This is a genomic window from Novosphingobium sp. CCH12-A3 (assembly GCF_001556015.1).
Lineage (GTDB): Bacteria > Pseudomonadota > Alphaproteobacteria > Sphingomonadales > Sphingomonadaceae > Novosphingobium > Novosphingobium subterraneum.
The window spans coordinates 1-14,356 of record NZ_LSIA01000035.1 but is presented as its reverse complement, the minus strand read 5'-3'; the positions used below and the strand labels follow the sequence as shown (position 1 = coordinate 14,356).

Here is a 14,356-nt window from a genome sequence, read left to right as displayed (position 1 = left end):
CCCCCTGCCCTGCCTGCAGAACCCGACGCCGTGCCGCCCTGAAAGTTCAGCGTATCGGCAGCAACGGTCGCTCCCGACAGCGCCTGTGACAGCACGTCCTGCGCCTTGGCCAGCCCCATGCCCGAAGGCACGCCCAGCCGCACCACTTCAACCCCCAGATCGCCCAGCCGCTCGCGCGAAAGCACGACGAAGCCCGCCCGCTGCGCCGTGGCGATGTCGTCGGCAGTGGAGTCCATCACCAGCAGTTCGCCGCGCCGGGCAAGCGCGCCCGCAGCATCCTTTTCGATCAGGTTGCGGTTGGCACGCGCCAGCCTGTCGAGCCGGACCAACCGCGCCTCGGCAAGGCCCCGAACGGTCCGGGAGACATTGCCCCCCAAGTCGCCCAGCGTATCGCCCAGTGTGCCGCCAATGCCTCCCAGCGTCCGCCCCGCCGCCCCCTGCCCCAGATCGGGCAGCGCCAATTGCGCGCACAGCGGGGTAGCCATGGCACCAAGCGCGATCAGGGGGATGGTCAGGCGTTTCATGTTCATAAAAATATTGCCATATCTTCGCTGTCTCACGGATTAAACGAACGAGGCCGTCCGTTCTATCCATCAGAAAGGTAACGACACTGGCCGATCCCTTCGCCGATGGCATCCTTGCACTGCTCCCGCGCTTGCGGCGCTTTGCCGCCGGGCTTTCGCGCGATGCGGGCGAGGCCGATGATCTTTGCCAGACCACCATCGAACGCGCCCTGCGCTCGCGCAGCAAGTGGCAGGAGGGCACGCGGCTCGACAGCTGGATGTACAGGATGATGCGCAATATCTGGATCGATGAAATCCGCGCCCGCACCCGGCGCCACGAGACCTTCACAGACGAGGAAGCGGGCCTCGGCGTCGGCGCATCAGGCGGACAGGAAGCCGGCGTCGCCTTGGCCGACATGGACCGTGCTCTTGCCCGCCTGCCCGATGAACAGCGCGAGGCCGTGCTGCTGGTGATGGTCGAAGGCTGGTCCTACAAGGAAGCGGCCGAAATCGTCGGCTGCCCGGTCGGCACGCTCAATTCGCGCCTGGTGCGCGGACGCGATGCCCTGATGGCCTTGCTGGGAGAAGCGGCATGACCCACACTTCCGAACAGCCCACCCCCGAACAAATCGCCGCCTTTGCCGACGGCCAGCTTCAAGGGGCCGAACTCGAGCGCATCGCTGCGGCCATTGCCGCCGATCCGGCGCTGGAGAAGCAGGTTGCCGCGCATCGCGCCCTCGCCCAGCGCCTCGGCGCCCATTTCGCGCCCATTGCCGCAGAACCGGTGCCCGATCATCTCGCCGCGCTGCTCAAGGCCCCGCAGGACAAGGTCGTAAGCCTTGCCGATGCGCGCGCCCGCCGCAAGGGGCCGCCGCGCTGGACATGGCTTGCCGGCCCGGCGCTTGCCGCCTCGCTGGTCCTTGCCCTCACCCTGCGTCCTGCCAGCGATGCCGGCTATGCCGATGCCCAGCTTGCCAGCGCGCTCGATAGCCAGCTCGTCGCCGGGCAACAGGCCGATGCCCCGGTGCGCGTCCTGCTCAGCTTCCGCGATGCAGGCGGCGCCTATTGCCGGGCGTTCGAACGCGCTGCCAGCGCCGCCATCGCCTGCCGCGATGCGCAAGGGTGGCAATTGCGTAACCACAGCGCGGCCAGCAGCGGCGGCGCACAAACGGGGGAATACCGCCAGGCCGGCAGCGCAGGCGATGTCCTCGCCGCCGCGCAGGCCATGGCCGCAGGCCCCGCGCTTACCGCAGAAGAGGAATTGGCCGCGCGCCGGAACGGATGGCGCGAGACGTCCTGATCCGCCGCCCGTTTCGCTCATCATGATAGGATACCAAAGTGCCAGTTAGGTATCCCAATCGTTGACGGTGCGGGGCAATGCCGGTATGCGTGGCGGCTCCCGTGGCCTACGATCCCGCCCCCCTCACCCTCGCTTTCCGCCGCGGCCAGCTTGATGCGCTGGTCCGCGCGCACCTCGATCCTGCCGGGCTTTTCACCCCGGAAATGCTGCAAACGCTGGCATTGCGCCAACTCTCGCAGGCCTGGGCCGCCTATCGCGAGGACCGCGGCATCACGCTTGGCGCAAGGCTGGTCGGGGCCGAATGCGCGGCAGAGCGTGACGCGTTCCTCGCCCTCCTCACGGCCATCCTCCCCTCCCCCGCTTCACCGCTGGCAGAGGCCGTGCGGACCGTCCGCCGCATTGCCGTTGCCCCCCTCGCCGCCGAAGCCCGCCAAGCCGCCACGATCGCGTCACAGAGCATGGTTCAGCTCGAAGCGGTCATCGCCACCCTCTCAGGGGAACGCCTGCCCACAGACCCGCTGGAGCGGCTTCTGGCACTGATTGACCAGCACCGCTACTCGCTGGGCCCCGCAGGCGATGACGCGCTCGGCGCCACGGCGCTCAGTCCGTGCTGGGCGATCAACCTCCTCGCGCTCGCCCGGCCCCAAGCCTTTGCCCTCACCGCCCCGCCCCTGCCCTTGGCCGCGCTTGCCCGGCGCCGCCTGTTCCGCGCCGATCTTTCCCCGGCGAAACGCCGCGACGCCGCGCGTGAAGGTCTGCTGCGGGCCATGCTCGAAGCGGCCCGCGATCTTGACCGCATCTGGCGGGCAACGCGACGCTTTGCCGCCGAATTCCCGCAGCAGCGCTCCCACTCGCGGCTCGGCAGTGCGTGGCTCCTCCTCGTCGGTCTGGAAGACCTCACCCCCGCCCAGCTCGGCCGCGCCCTGGGCGTGACCAAGGCCGGCGCGGGCAAGCTGCTGCGCCAGCTCGAAAGCGGCGGTCTCGCCCGCTCCAATGGCATGTTCGAGCCCTTTTCCTGCACGCCCATCGCCGCCGCCCCCTTTGCTGCCGACCTCTATTGAGGCCTGCCCCACAAGACCTCATCCCTTCATTTCCCAAGAAAGCGAAGCTTCCCGAGGGTTAGAGGCCTTTAGATAGGGTTAGACAGGTTAAGCGCCCCGCGCCCTGCCCCGACTCGCCAATTCTCCGCGATTCGCGCCATTCCGCCTGTTCCCGGAGTGTCGGCCAATCGTTCCCGATGGATCGACCCGGTGTTCCTGAAGGATCGACGGGGCGTTCCTGATAGGTCGAAAGCTAGGATCAGACCGTTCCCGATGGATCGATGGACCGGATCAGGGGTGCGATGGGGTGGGGCGATTGAATCACTTTCCAACAGAACTCCAACAAGGAGGTTCAAATTCGGTGGATAAGCACGCCGCTGCAAAATCCTCGGGAAACGTCGCCATACCACGCCCGACACTTCAGGAACGGACACTGTCTGCAGACACGACATTTTCGGAACGGAAGAGCGCGAAGTTCAACGGCGCAGGGTGTGGCCGTGCTTCTCGTGGTGGCGCTTGACGAAGCCGATGAAGGCTTTCTGCCAGTTTGCGGGCAGCCGCGCCGCGTCGGCATTCACCCAGCCTTCGAACTCGGCATGAAGCGCGTGGAGGTCCCAGCCCGGGCAAGTTTCGCGCAAATAGGCGATGGTCTCGTCGGCCATGAACCCGCGCGTGGCGTTGTCGCTCAGGCCCTTCACCGCCTTGCGGATCAGGGATGAGGCGTCAAAGGTTTCGGTCGGAGAAGAATGTTTCCCCGGGGAAACACCCGAGGGCGAGGTGCCGCCGACAGGTGCGGGCTTAGCGGACTTGCTGCTGGTGGACGGTGCCGAAGCGCGCTCTGCCTCGGGCTGTCGTACCACGCCGCCAGTCCCCTGCCCCACGACACCCGCGCCATCCTTGCCGTCGATCCGGCGCATGCGCAGCATCGGTTCGCCGCCCTTGGCGGTCTCCACGCTGAGGCCATAGCCCGGCAGCGCGTCCTTTTCGGCAAGCTTGAGGATCTCGAATTTGAAGCGGCGGTATTCGCCCTCCGCGCCGGACTTCTCGAACAGGGTCGGCATGGAGATGGCAAATCCCTCCTCCCCTGCCCCGCCGGCATGCTTGCGCGCCACCTTGTAGAGCCAGCGTTCGCGTCCGCCGGTAATGTCGAAGTAGGCGCGGTCGATGGAGAGCACCCCGCCCTTCATCATCACGCCTTCCCAGAACCAGTTGGACAATTCGATGGTCATGCCGCGCGATCGTTCGGTCTTCTCATCGACCAGCTGGGTCCAGCCATCGAGCCATGAAAAGGTGGCCTCGCGTCTGTTTTCCGCGCGGATGTTGGTCTTGATCGTCGTGGCGACAAGGCGGTCCAGCGCCTGGCCGAGCAGCTCGTAGGCGCGGCCCGTGGTCGGCCTGCCGATGGCGCGGAGCAGGTCGTAGGGCATCAGGTTCAGTTTGCGCGGCACGTCGTTGACGCCGCGTCGTGCCATGTCGGCAAGCACGCTGGCGCAGTAGATCAGGATATCGGCATCCCAGATCGTCGCCATGCCGTATTCCGGACTGGCCGAAACGTGGACCCACAGCTTGCCGTCGGGCGAGGTGTAGTCGATCGGTTTGACGCGTTTCGACTTGGCGAGGCTGAAGAAGGGGCGCTCCATCATCTCGCGCTGATCGCGCATCGGCATGTCCGCCACGTAGGGCAGGAACAGATCGAACTGGTCGCCCGACGGACCCTTGCGGTTCTGCGGTTGCGACGGTGCAGGGCGGGCGCGGGTCACGGGGGAGGGGCTTTCGCGGATGTTTCCCCGGGGAAACATTTTTGGGTGAGGATCGCTGTGGCTCGTTTCCCCGGGGAAACACGCGTGCTGGGAGGTTGCGCCAAGCATCCTTCGACAGGCTCAGGATGAATGGAGAAGGGGGAAGGCGGTGTGGATGGGAGCGTTATGTAGATAACAAATCCTGAAATCCGCTCAACCTGAGCCTGTCGAAGGCCCCACCGGACGAAATGTTTCCCCGGGGAAACACCTGTCCGGAACGAGGGGGAAGGGGCGCACGGGAAAAATGTTTCCCCGGGGAAACATTTTTCTGCCGCTGTGCTTCTCCCCCCGTTTTCCATCAGAGCAGGATGCTCCGGCCCTCGTCCTCAAGCTGTTCCAACGCTTCGCGCGCCAGTTCGAGGAGGGCGTCGAGGTGCATGCCCGAACCGGCGTGGAAGCGCAGGGTCACGCCCTGACGGTTGATCGAGCGCAGGGTGATGGCCGGCCTGCCGCCACGGCCTTCGAGCACGATCTCGCGCGGAGGGCCATCGGCCCTGACGCTCGCCGCCGCCATCAGACGGGCGACAACATCGTTGGCGGCAATCGCCGGATCGCCAGACTTGCGCCGTTCTTCCTGCAGGCGGGCCAGCACCTTGGCCTCGCGCAGGATCGCCGGGGCCAGCTCGCGGTTGTCGAGCAGCTGGGCGAGGGGGTAGGCGGGCTTCATCTGTACATCGGCGGGACTGGCGAAGGCGGCGACCACGACATCGGGAAGCGAGGCAACCTTGAGCATCTTCGACAGCCAACCTTTTGACAGGTTGAGCCGGTCTGCCATGCGCGTCAGGTGGGCGCCGTAATGGTCGTAGAGCGCCTGGGCATAATTGCGGGCGCGTTCGAGGTCCGACACGTCCTTTCGCGCGCGGTTCTCAAGGTCGGCTAGGCGGAAGGCGGCTTCGTCATCGAGCTGGGCGACTTGCGCCACGAACTGCATGTCGGGGTAGGAGTGGGCGCGCAGCCACGAGATCGACCAGTGGCGCCGCGTGCCGGCGATGACTTCGTAGTCGTGGTCCGGGTCACCATCGATGCGGCGCACCACCGCGGGGACCTTCTGGCCACCCTCGGCAATGATCGAATCGATCAGCTCGCGGCAGGATTCGACCGAGAGGTGTTCGTATGAGCGGGCATTGCCCTTCCACACCCGCACCCGCGCCGGATCGAGCAGAAGCTGCGTGACCTGGCGGACTTCGCCGCTCGCCACGCGGGCCAGCGCGCTTTCGCGGCCGAGCAGGGTGGTGCCGCGCAAGCGTTCGTGGCGCGCCGGGGCAGGGGAGGGGCCAGGGGAAGGAGCAGCCGATTCGGCCGCCGTTTCCGGTGCCGCTGCTTCAGAAACTTCTGATTTGGTTTCAAGCACTTCCTCATCAGCCAGCAGGCTTGCGAGATAGTCCGACTGCTTACGCGCCATAAGTCACCTCGTTGCGAAAGGCGCGGAACATAAAGTGAACGATTGCCTGTAGGAAAGCTCTGTTTCCTGTGCGGCGTCCTTCGACAGGCTCAGGACGAGCGGAGTTGATGGGTGATCTCATTGAAAAACCCCGCTCATCCTGAGCTTGTCGAAGGATGCCGGATTCAAGCCTACGCATGGATCACGTCCTCCTCTCTTGCCGGGGCGACGCGGCCCCAGCCGGCGCGGACGAGCTGTTCGATCTGGCCCATCGCTTCATCGAGGTTGGCGCGGCAGCGCTTGTGGGTGCGCGGCGTGCCGATCGGCTTCTCGAGTTCGTAGACCGTCATCATGCGCAGGGCTGCGTGGCTGATCTCGGCGCTTTCGAGGATGGGCACGGGCAGCAGGGCTGGGCCGAAAGTCTGCTCCATGATGGTGCGGACCATTTCGTGCGAAGGATCGCCCCCATCGAACTTGGAGCAGATCAGGCGGACGAAGCTGTAGTCCACCGCGATCCCGGCCTCGATCAGCTGGGCGATGACCTGGTCCATCATCGAGAGGAACTGCACGGTCGAGCAGAAATCGGGCGTGGTGGCAGCGAGCGGCACCAGCAGCGCGTTGGCCGCCTGCATGACCGCAAGCGATATCGTGCCAAGGGCCGGGGGCGGATCGAGGATCACCACGTCATAATCGCGGGCCATGTCCATCAGCCCGGCCTTCAGCTTGCGGAAGCGCGCGGCGAGGACCGACTGGCCGTCGGAACCGGAGGCGGCAAGTTCATACTCCACGTCGAACAGTTCGAGGTTCGAGGGGATCAGGTCGACATTGGGCCAGGGCGTGCGCTTGACCGCATAGAGCAGGTCAGTCTGGGTCGGGTCGATTGAAAGATAAGGATAAAGCGTTTCGTCGCGGGTGATGTTGAAGTGCGGGTTGAAGCCGAACAGCGTCGTCGTCGTCGCCTGGCTGTCGCAGTCCACCACCAGCACGCGATAACCCTGCACCGCGAAATAATGGGCGAGGTGAGTAGTGACGGTGGACTTGCCGACGCCGCCCTTGAAGTTCTGCACCGCGATGATCGCCGGCACGTCGAGCGGGGCGCGGGCAGGGGAGGCGCCCAGCACTTCGCGCATGTGCATCAGCTCTTCCATCGAATAGCCGAGGCGGCGCCCGTTCTCGCCCGAGGGGGGCGGGGGGAGGCGGCCGTCATCCTCGGCCATGCGGATGCGATTCGTCGAGCAGCCGAGCAGTTGCGCCGCCTCGGCAATGCCGACGCGGACGTTGAGTCCCTTGCGGCTGTCTGGCAGGAAAGCCTTGCGGCGCAGGCGCTCGATCATCTTCTCGCCCGCTGAGGCAAGATCGCCGATCTGGCTGACTATTGAATTCTGATCAGACATCGCCCGCCTGTTTGAAGCTGTTTGGGCGACTGGTTAACCGATTTCCTTCAAACGTGCAACGGCCAAGCGAAACATCTCAAGAACGGGTCGTGGTCGATCAACCCTCGGCCATGGCCTTGGCCACCGCGGCGTTGATTTCCTCGCGCGTGGGGTTGCGGCGCAAGGTCAGGCCACCATTCACCTGCAGGTTTTCCCCGGTCATGAAGCATTCGTCGCTGGCGAGGAACACGACGGCGGCGGCGACGTCCTCCGAAGTGCCCCAGCGGCCAAGCGGATAGGAATTGCGGAACGATTCGAACAGGCCGGGGACCTGCTTGGCCTCGGCATTCATCGGCGTATCGGTCAGGCCCGGCGAGATCGAGTTGGCGCGGATGCCTTCGTGGCCAAACTCATGCGCGATGCAGCGCACGATGTGATCGGTCCCGGCCTTGGTGCCCATGTAGATGGCGTGATCGTTGAGCATGATCGTGGCGGTGGCCGAGCTGATCGTCATCAGCGAACCGCCGCGCCCGCCAAGCGACTTCGCCATCTTGCGGATCATCGCCTGGAAGAACTGGTGCGGGCCGACCAGCTGCAGCGCGCTCATCGCATCGAGTTCGGCGCGGGTGACCTCGAGGAAGGGCTTGAGCAGGCCCCAGCCGGTGGCGTTGATCGCGATGTCGATGCCGCCGAGCTTTTCGGACGCAGTATCGGCCAGGGCGTTGACGCTGGCTTCGTCGGTGATGTCGCATGGCGCCCATGCGCAGCCGGTCTGCGCGGCGAAGCTTGCCAGCAAGGCTTCCTTGCGGCCCGAAACCAGCACATGCGCGCCTTCTTCGATCAGGCGCCGGGCGATGACCTGCCCCATGTTGCCTTCGCTGCTGGCGCCCAGCACCACGGCGGTCTTGCCTTCAAGACGGCCCGTACCCTTGGTCATATCCTTGCTCCCAATCGCGTTTCCTGCTGGCTACCACTCGATGGGCCAGCGCATTTCCTGTTCAAAAGGGGAGTGGCTTGCCATTGCCACCCCCTTCAAGAACGCTGCAACGGATTCTGCACGGGATAGAGGAGCGACAACATGGATCTCGGACTCAAGGGCAAGAAGGTGATCCTGACCGGCGGCAGCCGCGGCATCGGGCGGGCGACGGTGGAAATCCTTGCTGCCGAAGGTGCGGACATCGCGTTCTGCTCGCGCAATGCCGAACAGGTTGCCGAAACCGCAGCCAGCCTGGAGAAGCATGGGGGCAAGGTCTTCGGCTCGGCCTTCGACATGGATTCGGGCCCGGACGCCTATCGCGCCTGGCTGACACAGGCGGCAGAAAGCCTTGGCGGTTGCGACATCTTCATCCCGATGATCTCGACCTCGGGTTCGGGCCAGACCGGTGACTGGCAGAAGGGCCTGGACCACGACATCATGGGTTCGGTGATCGGCGTGGAAGTGCTGGAGCCTTACCTTGAAAAGTCGGATGACGGTTCGGTCGTGATCCTGTCGTCGACGGCGGGGCTTGAAACCTTCATCGTGCCGCAGGGCTACAATGCGCTGAAGGGCGCGCTGATCGTCTATGCCGGGCAGCTCAGCCAGGCGCTGGGGCCGAAGGGCATCCGCGTCAACGCGGTTTCGCCCGGGCCGATCAAGTTCCCCGGCGGCAACTGGGACGTGATCGAAGGCGCTGCGCCCGATCTGTACAAGTCGGTCGAAGCCGGATTTGCGCTGGGCCGCTTTGGCGGGCCGGACGACGTGGCCAAGGCCGTGGTGTTCCTCGCCAGCCCGGCATCGTCCTATACCACCGGCACCAACCTGGTGATCGACGGCGGCTTTACCAAGCGCGTCCAGTTCTGAGGACCAGACCATGAGCATCGGGGCCAAGGGGATCCAGCACATCGGGGTCTCGGTCCCCGATCTCGACAAGGCACGCGCGTTCTACCTCGACCTGCTGGGTGCGGTCGAGGTGGGGCCGCCGCTGGAATGGCGGGACAATCCGTTCATCGACGAGGTGATCGGGCTGAAGGGCAGCGCGGCGCGGCAGTTCATGTGCCGGTTGGGCAATGCCCATATCGAGGTGTTCGAATATTCCGCGCCCGCGCCCGAGCGGCAGGACCCTGACCGCGGCGTGAACCACCACGGCTATACCCACTTCGCCGTGCAGGTTGACGATATCCAGGCCTGCTACCAGCGCCTGCTCGACGCCGGCATCCGCGTTCATGCGCCGCCTTCGATGGCGGGCATCACGGTGGACGATGACGGCCGCCGCCACGGCTATGCCGCAACCTATTGCCGCGATTTCTTCGGCAACGTGTTCGAGATCATGGAGATCTACGACGACCCGCAGATCCGTCCCGTGTGGCGCGAGGGCGACGGCGTGATCGCGCCGGACTGATCCCTTCGCGGTGAAGCGCGGGCAGCGTTTGCTGTGCGTATCGCAGCTGAAAGCCTGGCGCTTTGCACGCGCAGCGTCCTGCGTCGGGTCAAACGAAGGAAGCGTTACAAAGGTGGCCTTCCGGCTGGGTCTGTCTCCGCGTCGTGGTCCGCCGAATGTCGTCCTTCAGGGTGGAGATGGCGCGGGTCGCCGGGGACGCAGAACTACCCGGGCAAGTGAGGTTGCCGATAGGCGGCCTTTTCGTTCGCTCAGTTGCGAGCCGCTTCCTGCTGGACGTTCAACAGCCGCTCCGCTGCGCCGGCAAGGTCGAGCACCGTGCAGGCGTGACCATCGCTCAACCGGATGGTCGGCCCGGGCAGGCCAGGCAAATGTGCAGTCCGGTCCTTCGCCCCAACTTCCTGCAGCGCCTTGCGATCGACCGAATGCAGTTCGTCGACGCGAAATCCGGCGCGGCGCAGGCCATCAGGATGGTCGGTTCGCGTGACGATGATATATCGCCCATCGCGGGTGGCGGCTTCGCCCAGCACGTAAGACAGGTCGAGTAGCGGGACGCAGTGCCCACGTGATGCGAATAGGCCCAGCATGCCGCAATCGCCCGATGGCATGGGCAGGGTGGCGGCTTGGGCGAGCAGGATCTCCTCGACCGAGCCAAGCGGGGTCGAAAAGCGCTGATCACCAACTGAGAAAACAAGAAACGGCTTTTCGGTCGGGCGCGTTGTCAACTCGTCGGCTTGCCCGATACGTACTGCAGTTGTTGCGGTCTCCTGCACATTGCGGATCACGCCAAGATTGCGGAGGCCTTCGTGCGCGGCAAGCTTCTGCGCGTTGATCAGGAGTGCGCTGCCGTCAGCCGTTTCGAGTATCCCCAGAGACAGGACCGCGCCGGCTACGGCGTCCTGCAGAAGTGGCGAGAAACATCGGGCAGCGAACCGGCCGATGTCGTCCACGGTGTCGATCAGGAGCGCCACAAGACCGAAGGGCTCTGTCCAGCCTGGCGGGACAGGGTTCGGCAATTGCGTGCGCACGACAATGCCGGCACCGCTTCGCCGGCCTTTTGGCAGCGATCCATGACCGAGCAAATGCAGGGTGTCGACCACCGGGATTTCCGCGCCCTTGTATTCGCGCTGCGCGATCCAGAGCTCTGTTTCCTTTGGCGTCGGCAAAAGATCGGCAGAAGGAAGACTGGCATCGACGCAGCTGGCTGGCAGGGCAAGCCGCAGGCCTGCAACCGTAAACACGAGGATGGGCTCGTCGATCTGACGGGAATCGTCCTTGCTGGCGGCCCGATCGGTGGCCGTGACCATTCCGGGCAATCCGATGATCGCTGCGGGATCAAGTACAACGCCATTGTGGGCGGCAACGCGGAATGTACTGAAAAACAGCCGCACACCTTCATCCGTGGCAGCCTGGCTGAGCGGACTTATCTCGCGGGTGGTGAGCGGCATGACGCCGATGATGCCATCAGCCAGAACCGCAAAGATGTGCTGCTCCTGGCGCAGGATCACGACAATCGAGCGCTCGTCAAACTGCTGTCCACCACCGTCAACTGACGGGTTCAGTGCTTGGGCAAGGTCAATCACGGGAATGACTTCGCCGCGCAGCTCGAGAGCGCCAGCTATGTCAGGCCGCGATGCGGGGAACGGTTCCAGTCTGGACGGGCAGGGTACGACTTCCCGGATTGCCGCCACGGGCAGTGCTGCGCAAAGCCCGGCAATGCGGATCAGGCCAAACAAGGTATCGTGTACGCCCGGCTGCAGCACCGCAGTCATCGTCTTCAGGCAGCGATGTTGGTTGTGGCGGAAAGTCTTGAAATCTGCCCAACGACATTTTCGGTCAGCTGTGCCTGGTTGGCAGCAAGCCGCGTAATCGCCTCTATTGCGGCATTGGTCTGCTGAACGCTGGACACGATTTCCGAAAATGCGTTGCGCGCCATGCGGGAGCGGTTGGTGCCTTCGCCGACTTGCGCATTGGACTGATCTATAAGTCGTGAAATGTCGCGCGCGGCGGCAGAGTTGCGTTCGGCAAGTTTGCGCACCTCGCCGGCAACGACAGAGAAGCCCACGCCATGCTCGCCCGCTCGGGCAGCCTCGATCTCGGCATTGAAGGCGAGCAGGTTGGTTTGCCCGGCGATCTCGCTGATGATGCGAACGATTTCGGAGATGGAAGTGGCGGATTTCTGAATCAGTTCGATGGATTCGATGGCAGAGCCGAGCGTTGTTTCGCCCTGTTCCGCGTTAACCCGTGTTTGCAGTGACAGCGAGAGCGCCTGATCCGTCGATCCGGTGATTTCCGTGATCGATTTGCAAAGCTGGGTTGATAGCAGGTTCATCTCGTGCGCGCGTTCGGTGATCGCCGTCTCCATCTGCACCTGTTCGGTGATGTCGAAGGCATACTTCACGATACGCACGGGATTGCCCGTCAGGTCGAAGATCGGATTGTATGTGGCCTGTATCCAGATATCGCGATCATACTTGCCCACGCGATGGAAGCGGCCAGAATGGAACTGGCCGGCGTTGAGCTTCATCCAGAAATCGCGGTAATCGGAACTGCGGATATAGTCTGGCGAGCAGAACATCGAGTGGGCACCTCGCGTCTCACGGCACCGCCCAGCAAGGCATGGAGCGGCAACCCGGCGGTCTCTGCCTGAAGATCGAGCAGCGGGACTTCGAAGGCGGAAAGGCACCTTGCGCCCTGCCGGGCAGGGTCCGAACCCGGCGCCAACTCCTGGCCGGGAGGAGGGGGTGGCAGTCCTGCAGGCGTTTCGCCGATGCTGTTTCGCAGACCGTTGAGGTCCGTGATCTCGAGGCCGATTAGACGGGGCGCTACCGCTTCGAGCGCCATCAGCGATGCCGCATCGCCGTACCCTTCTCCCAAGCCGGTCTGGCCGTTCGATGCCGTGATCTCGATGATCGATCGCAAGGCGTAGGGTTCATGCACGCCGGCCGCGTTGCGCAGCGGGGGATCGCGAAAGGCGATCGGCGTGACCTTGATGTCGACGATGCGCACCCGTCGTCCGGGATCGCCCATTGCGCCTTGTGCCATCAGCTCATTCTCCGCTTTCACCCATCCGTGCGAGCTGCACGCGCGAGCATTTCTCCATCACGCGAGCGAATCTTTCGGCACGATCGGTGCCGTAGACGAACGGATTGGGATCGGTTGCGAGACCGTTGCGGAGCAGCTGAATCTTTTCGATGGCGCTGATGTGCGCCGGATGATTGCTTATCAGCGCGTCCACCCCGGCCGTCTTGCCAAGGCCAGACCAACGGATCAGCGAGGCAATCTGAGTTTTGATGGTTTCGCTGCTGCTGCCGCCGCCGGTGCCGCCCATGAGGCCGACAGCGTGCCGGGCGTATGTCCGGGAGTGACATAGAGCTTCACCGTGGTCTGGCCGAGCGTGATCTTGTCTCCGTCCCTGGCTGCGATATCGCGCCGCGGCGGAAGCAGGTCGGCAATAGGACCGCCGCCGCGATCCGGTCTTTCGATCATGTCCCAATCCGCCTGCGACAGCACAACCTTTGCGCCGTAAGTGTCCTGGAAGAACTTTGCGCCGCCCCAGTGGTCCCCATGGCCGTGCGTCACGATCAGATAGCGGATACGCTTCGGGTCGAGGCCAAGCCGGACCATGTTGGGCAACATGATCTCGCGGGCTTCCGCCTCGCTGTTGAGGGCATCGATCAGAGTTATGCCGTCGCTCGTGTCCAAGGCCCAGGCCGAAACCGCATTCTGGCCGATGGAATAGAGCTGATCGAAGACCCGGGCCTCGGGCACCAGTCCGTCGTGCTGGATGGCGGAAACTGTCTTTCGGTCGAGCGGGCTGGTCATGCAGCGCCAGTAGAACTCCGGCAGCAAGTCGGGTTCTGCCAGCTTTCGTGCGGCTGAAAGATGACGCGCAACCGCAGCGCTGTCCTGCGCCGGAAATGCGGCTTGCTAGGGGTAGCTGGCAGGGCCGGTCGCCTGCAGCGGGGCTGCAAGCAGGGCGCAGATCAGGCTGGCACCGATCGCGGGAACGCGAAGCTTCGTCATAGTCTGCACCTCTCCGGCCTGTTCTCATGCAACGTCGGACCAAGTGGGGACGTCAATGCGCGGCCATCAAGGGATTGAAGTGACGACGCGTTATGTCCAGTCCGGAAAGGGCATTGATCCAAGCTATCGGAGCATTTGTGCACCTTGATAAGCTTTGCTGACATGTTCAGCTTGGCCAGTGATGTAGAACCAAAGGGTAGCATGCGGCGCGGCACTGAACCGCCCCATCGAAAAGCTGCTTCGTGCAGCAGATATTCGCGGTTCAAGCGACTCGGTGACGCCAAAAATGTCCGCTTTATTGCGGATTACAGCGATCTGGGTGTGCTGGTGAACGGGAAGTTGGAGCGGTAGCGGGAAGCCAAAACCTTCGTTATCGATTTGGTTTATAGAGATGTTTTCATGCGGCGTTGCTGCCGTGGCCCCCAATATGGCCCCCTGCCACGCTGGATGTCTGTGGATATCATGAAACTCAGCGAGACAAGGACAGCCGAGATTGGCGGCTAATGTGAAGGGTTTCGGGCGCTTGCGTACGAAAGCCTCCAGTGCAGGAACCCGCGGG

At 64.1% G+C, this 14,356-nt stretch carries 15 protein-coding genes and 1 pseudogene; 5 read left to right on the top strand and 11 right to left on the bottom strand.

The window, feature by feature from the left end; genetic code table 11:
* Nucleotides 1-524 (bottom strand): annotated as a pseudogene (locus AX703_RS03165) (peptidase S8); the annotation flags it as partial.
* 86 nt (nucleotides 525-610) lie between these two features.
* Between AX703_RS03165 and AX703_RS03160 the strand changes: the two are divergent.
* From AX703_RS03160 to AX703_RS03150, 3 genes are all read left to right on the top strand, one after another.
* Complete coding sequence (locus AX703_RS03160; RefSeq protein WP_062342578.1) at nucleotides 611-1,099, top strand: RNA polymerase sigma factor; 489 nt, start codon at nucleotides 611-613, stop codon at nucleotides 1,097-1,099.
* Complete coding sequence (locus AX703_RS03155) at nucleotides 1,096-1,803, top strand: hypothetical protein (RefSeq protein ID WP_062342576.1); 708 nt, start codon at nucleotides 1,096-1,098, stop codon at nucleotides 1,801-1,803. The genes AX703_RS03160 and AX703_RS03155 overlap by 4 nt, the downstream gene beginning before the upstream one ends.
* A gap of 101 nt (nucleotides 1,804-1,904) precedes the next feature.
* Entirely contained in the window at nucleotides 1,905-2,864 is a 960-nt protein-coding gene (locus tag AX703_RS03150) for a hypothetical protein (RefSeq protein WP_156451882.1), read from the top strand.
* 455 nt (nucleotides 2,865-3,319) lie between these two features.
* On the opposite strand, the gene AX703_RS03145 is transcribed toward AX703_RS03150, so the two are convergent.
* The 4 genes from AX703_RS03145 to AX703_RS03130 all read right to left on the bottom strand — a co-directional run bounded on the left by AX703_RS03145 (nucleotide 3,320) and on the right by AX703_RS03130 (nucleotide 8,333).
* A complete protein-coding gene (locus AX703_RS03145) occupies nucleotides 3,320-4,510 on the bottom strand; it encodes a replication initiator protein A (protein ID WP_369820981.1) in 1,191 nt (396 codons plus the stop codon).
* Nucleotides 4,511-4,940: 430 nt separating this feature from the next.
* Nucleotides 4,941-6,044, bottom strand: a complete 1,104-nt coding sequence (locus AX703_RS03140) for a ParB/RepB/Spo0J family partition protein (RefSeq protein ID WP_039335747.1) — start codon at nucleotides 6,042-6,044, stop codon at nucleotides 4,941-4,943.
* Between the two features lie 170 nt (nucleotides 6,045-6,214).
* Nucleotides 6,215-7,417: an AAA family ATPase gene (locus AX703_RS03135; protein ID WP_039335745.1), complete on the bottom strand. Its 1,203-nt coding sequence runs from the start codon at nucleotides 7,415-7,417 to the stop codon at nucleotides 6,215-6,217.
* Nucleotides 7,418-7,514: 97 nt separating this feature from the next.
* Complete coding sequence (locus AX703_RS03130) at nucleotides 7,515-8,333, bottom strand: SDR family oxidoreductase (protein ID WP_062342570.1); 819 nt, start codon at nucleotides 8,331-8,333, stop codon at nucleotides 7,515-7,517.
* Nucleotides 8,334-8,474: 141 nt separating this feature from the next.
* Between AX703_RS03130 and AX703_RS03125 the strand changes: the two genes are divergently transcribed.
* Together AX703_RS03125 and AX703_RS03120 are read left to right on the top strand one after the other, a co-directional pair.
* Entirely contained in the window at nucleotides 8,475-9,236 is a 762-nt protein-coding gene (locus AX703_RS03125) for an SDR family NAD(P)-dependent oxidoreductase (RefSeq protein ID WP_039335742.1), read from the top strand.
* Between the two features lie 10 nt (nucleotides 9,237-9,246).
* Complete coding sequence (locus tag AX703_RS03120; RefSeq protein ID WP_062342568.1) at nucleotides 9,247-9,774, top strand: VOC family protein; 528 nt, start codon at nucleotides 9,247-9,249, stop codon at nucleotides 9,772-9,774.
* A 248-nt stretch (nucleotides 9,775-10,022) separates the two neighbouring features.
* Here the strand turns inward: AX703_RS03120 and AX703_RS03115 are convergent, their stop codons facing one another.
* The 6 genes from AX703_RS03115 to AX703_RS27170 all read right to left on the bottom strand — a co-directional run.
* Nucleotides 10,023-11,543, bottom strand: a complete 1,521-nt coding sequence (locus tag AX703_RS03115) for a chemotaxis protein CheW (protein WP_062342566.1) — start codon at nucleotides 11,541-11,543, stop codon at nucleotides 10,023-10,025.
* 5 nt (nucleotides 11,544-11,548) lie between these two features.
* Nucleotides 11,549-12,349, bottom strand: coding sequence for a methyl-accepting chemotaxis protein (locus tag AX703_RS03110; protein WP_082734361.1), 801 nt, complete (start codon nucleotides 12,347-12,349; stop codon nucleotides 11,549-11,551).
* On the bottom strand, nucleotides 12,295-12,816 hold the full coding sequence (locus AX703_RS03105; RefSeq protein WP_197423596.1) for a hypothetical protein: 522 nt from the start codon (nucleotides 12,814-12,816) through the stop codon (nucleotides 12,295-12,297). Before AX703_RS03105 ends, AX703_RS03110 begins: the two co-directional genes overlap by 55 nt.
* Before the next feature lie 4 nt (nucleotides 12,817-12,820).
* Nucleotides 12,821-13,102 carry a hypothetical protein gene (locus AX703_RS03100; protein ID WP_156451881.1) on the bottom strand — a complete coding sequence of 94 codons (282 nt, stop codon included), beginning with the start codon at nucleotides 13,100-13,102 and terminating at the stop codon, nucleotides 12,821-12,823.
* Nucleotides 13,042-13,623, bottom strand: coding sequence for an MBL fold metallo-hydrolase (locus AX703_RS03095; RefSeq protein ID WP_062342561.1), 582 nt, complete (start codon nucleotides 13,621-13,623; stop codon nucleotides 13,042-13,044). Before AX703_RS03095 ends, AX703_RS03100 begins: the two co-directional genes overlap by 61 nt.
* Nucleotides 13,624-13,920: 297 nt before the next feature.
* Nucleotides 13,921-14,356, bottom strand: a 436-nt coding sequence (locus AX703_RS27170; RefSeq protein ID WP_231735339.1) for a hypothetical protein, incomplete at its 5' end; no start/stop codon positions are given.

Coding starts and splice junctions, on each gene's coding strand:
- AX703_RS03125 (WP_039335742.1), top strand. CDS start 8,475: ATGGATCTCGGACTCAAGGGCAAGAAGGTGATCCTGACCGGCGGCAGC.
- AX703_RS03130 (WP_062342570.1), bottom strand. CDS start 8,333: ATGACCAAGGGTACGGGCCGTCTTGAAGGCAAGACCGCCGTGGTGCTG.
- AX703_RS03140 (WP_039335747.1), bottom strand. CDS start 6,044: ATGGCGCGTAAGCAGTCGGACTATCTCGCAAGCCTGCTGGCTGATGAG.
- AX703_RS03100 (WP_156451881.1), bottom strand. CDS start 13,102: ATGGGCGGCACCGGCGGCGGCAGCAGCAGCGAAACCATCAAAACTCAG.
- AX703_RS03105 (WP_197423596.1), bottom strand. CDS start 12,816: ATGGCACAAGGCGCAATGGGCGATCCCGGACGACGGGTGCGCATCGTC.
- AX703_RS03135 (WP_039335745.1), bottom strand. CDS start 7,417: ATGTCTGATCAGAATTCAATAGTCAGCCAGATCGGCGATCTTGCCTCA.
- AX703_RS03120 (WP_062342568.1), top strand. CDS start 9,247: ATGAGCATCGGGGCCAAGGGGATCCAGCACATCGGGGTCTCGGTCCCC.
- AX703_RS03155 (WP_062342576.1), top strand. CDS start 1,096: ATGACCCACACTTCCGAACAGCCCACCCCCGAACAAATCGCCGCCTTT.
- AX703_RS03145 (WP_369820981.1), bottom strand. CDS start 4,510: ATGCCGATGCGCGATCAGCGCGAGATGATGGAGCGCCCCTTCTTCAGC.
- AX703_RS03110 (WP_082734361.1), bottom strand. CDS start 12,349: ATGTTCTGCTCGCCAGACTATATCCGCAGTTCCGATTACCGCGATTTC.
- AX703_RS03115 (WP_062342566.1), bottom strand. CDS start 11,543: ATGACTGCGGTGCTGCAGCCGGGCGTACACGATACCTTGTTTGGCCTG.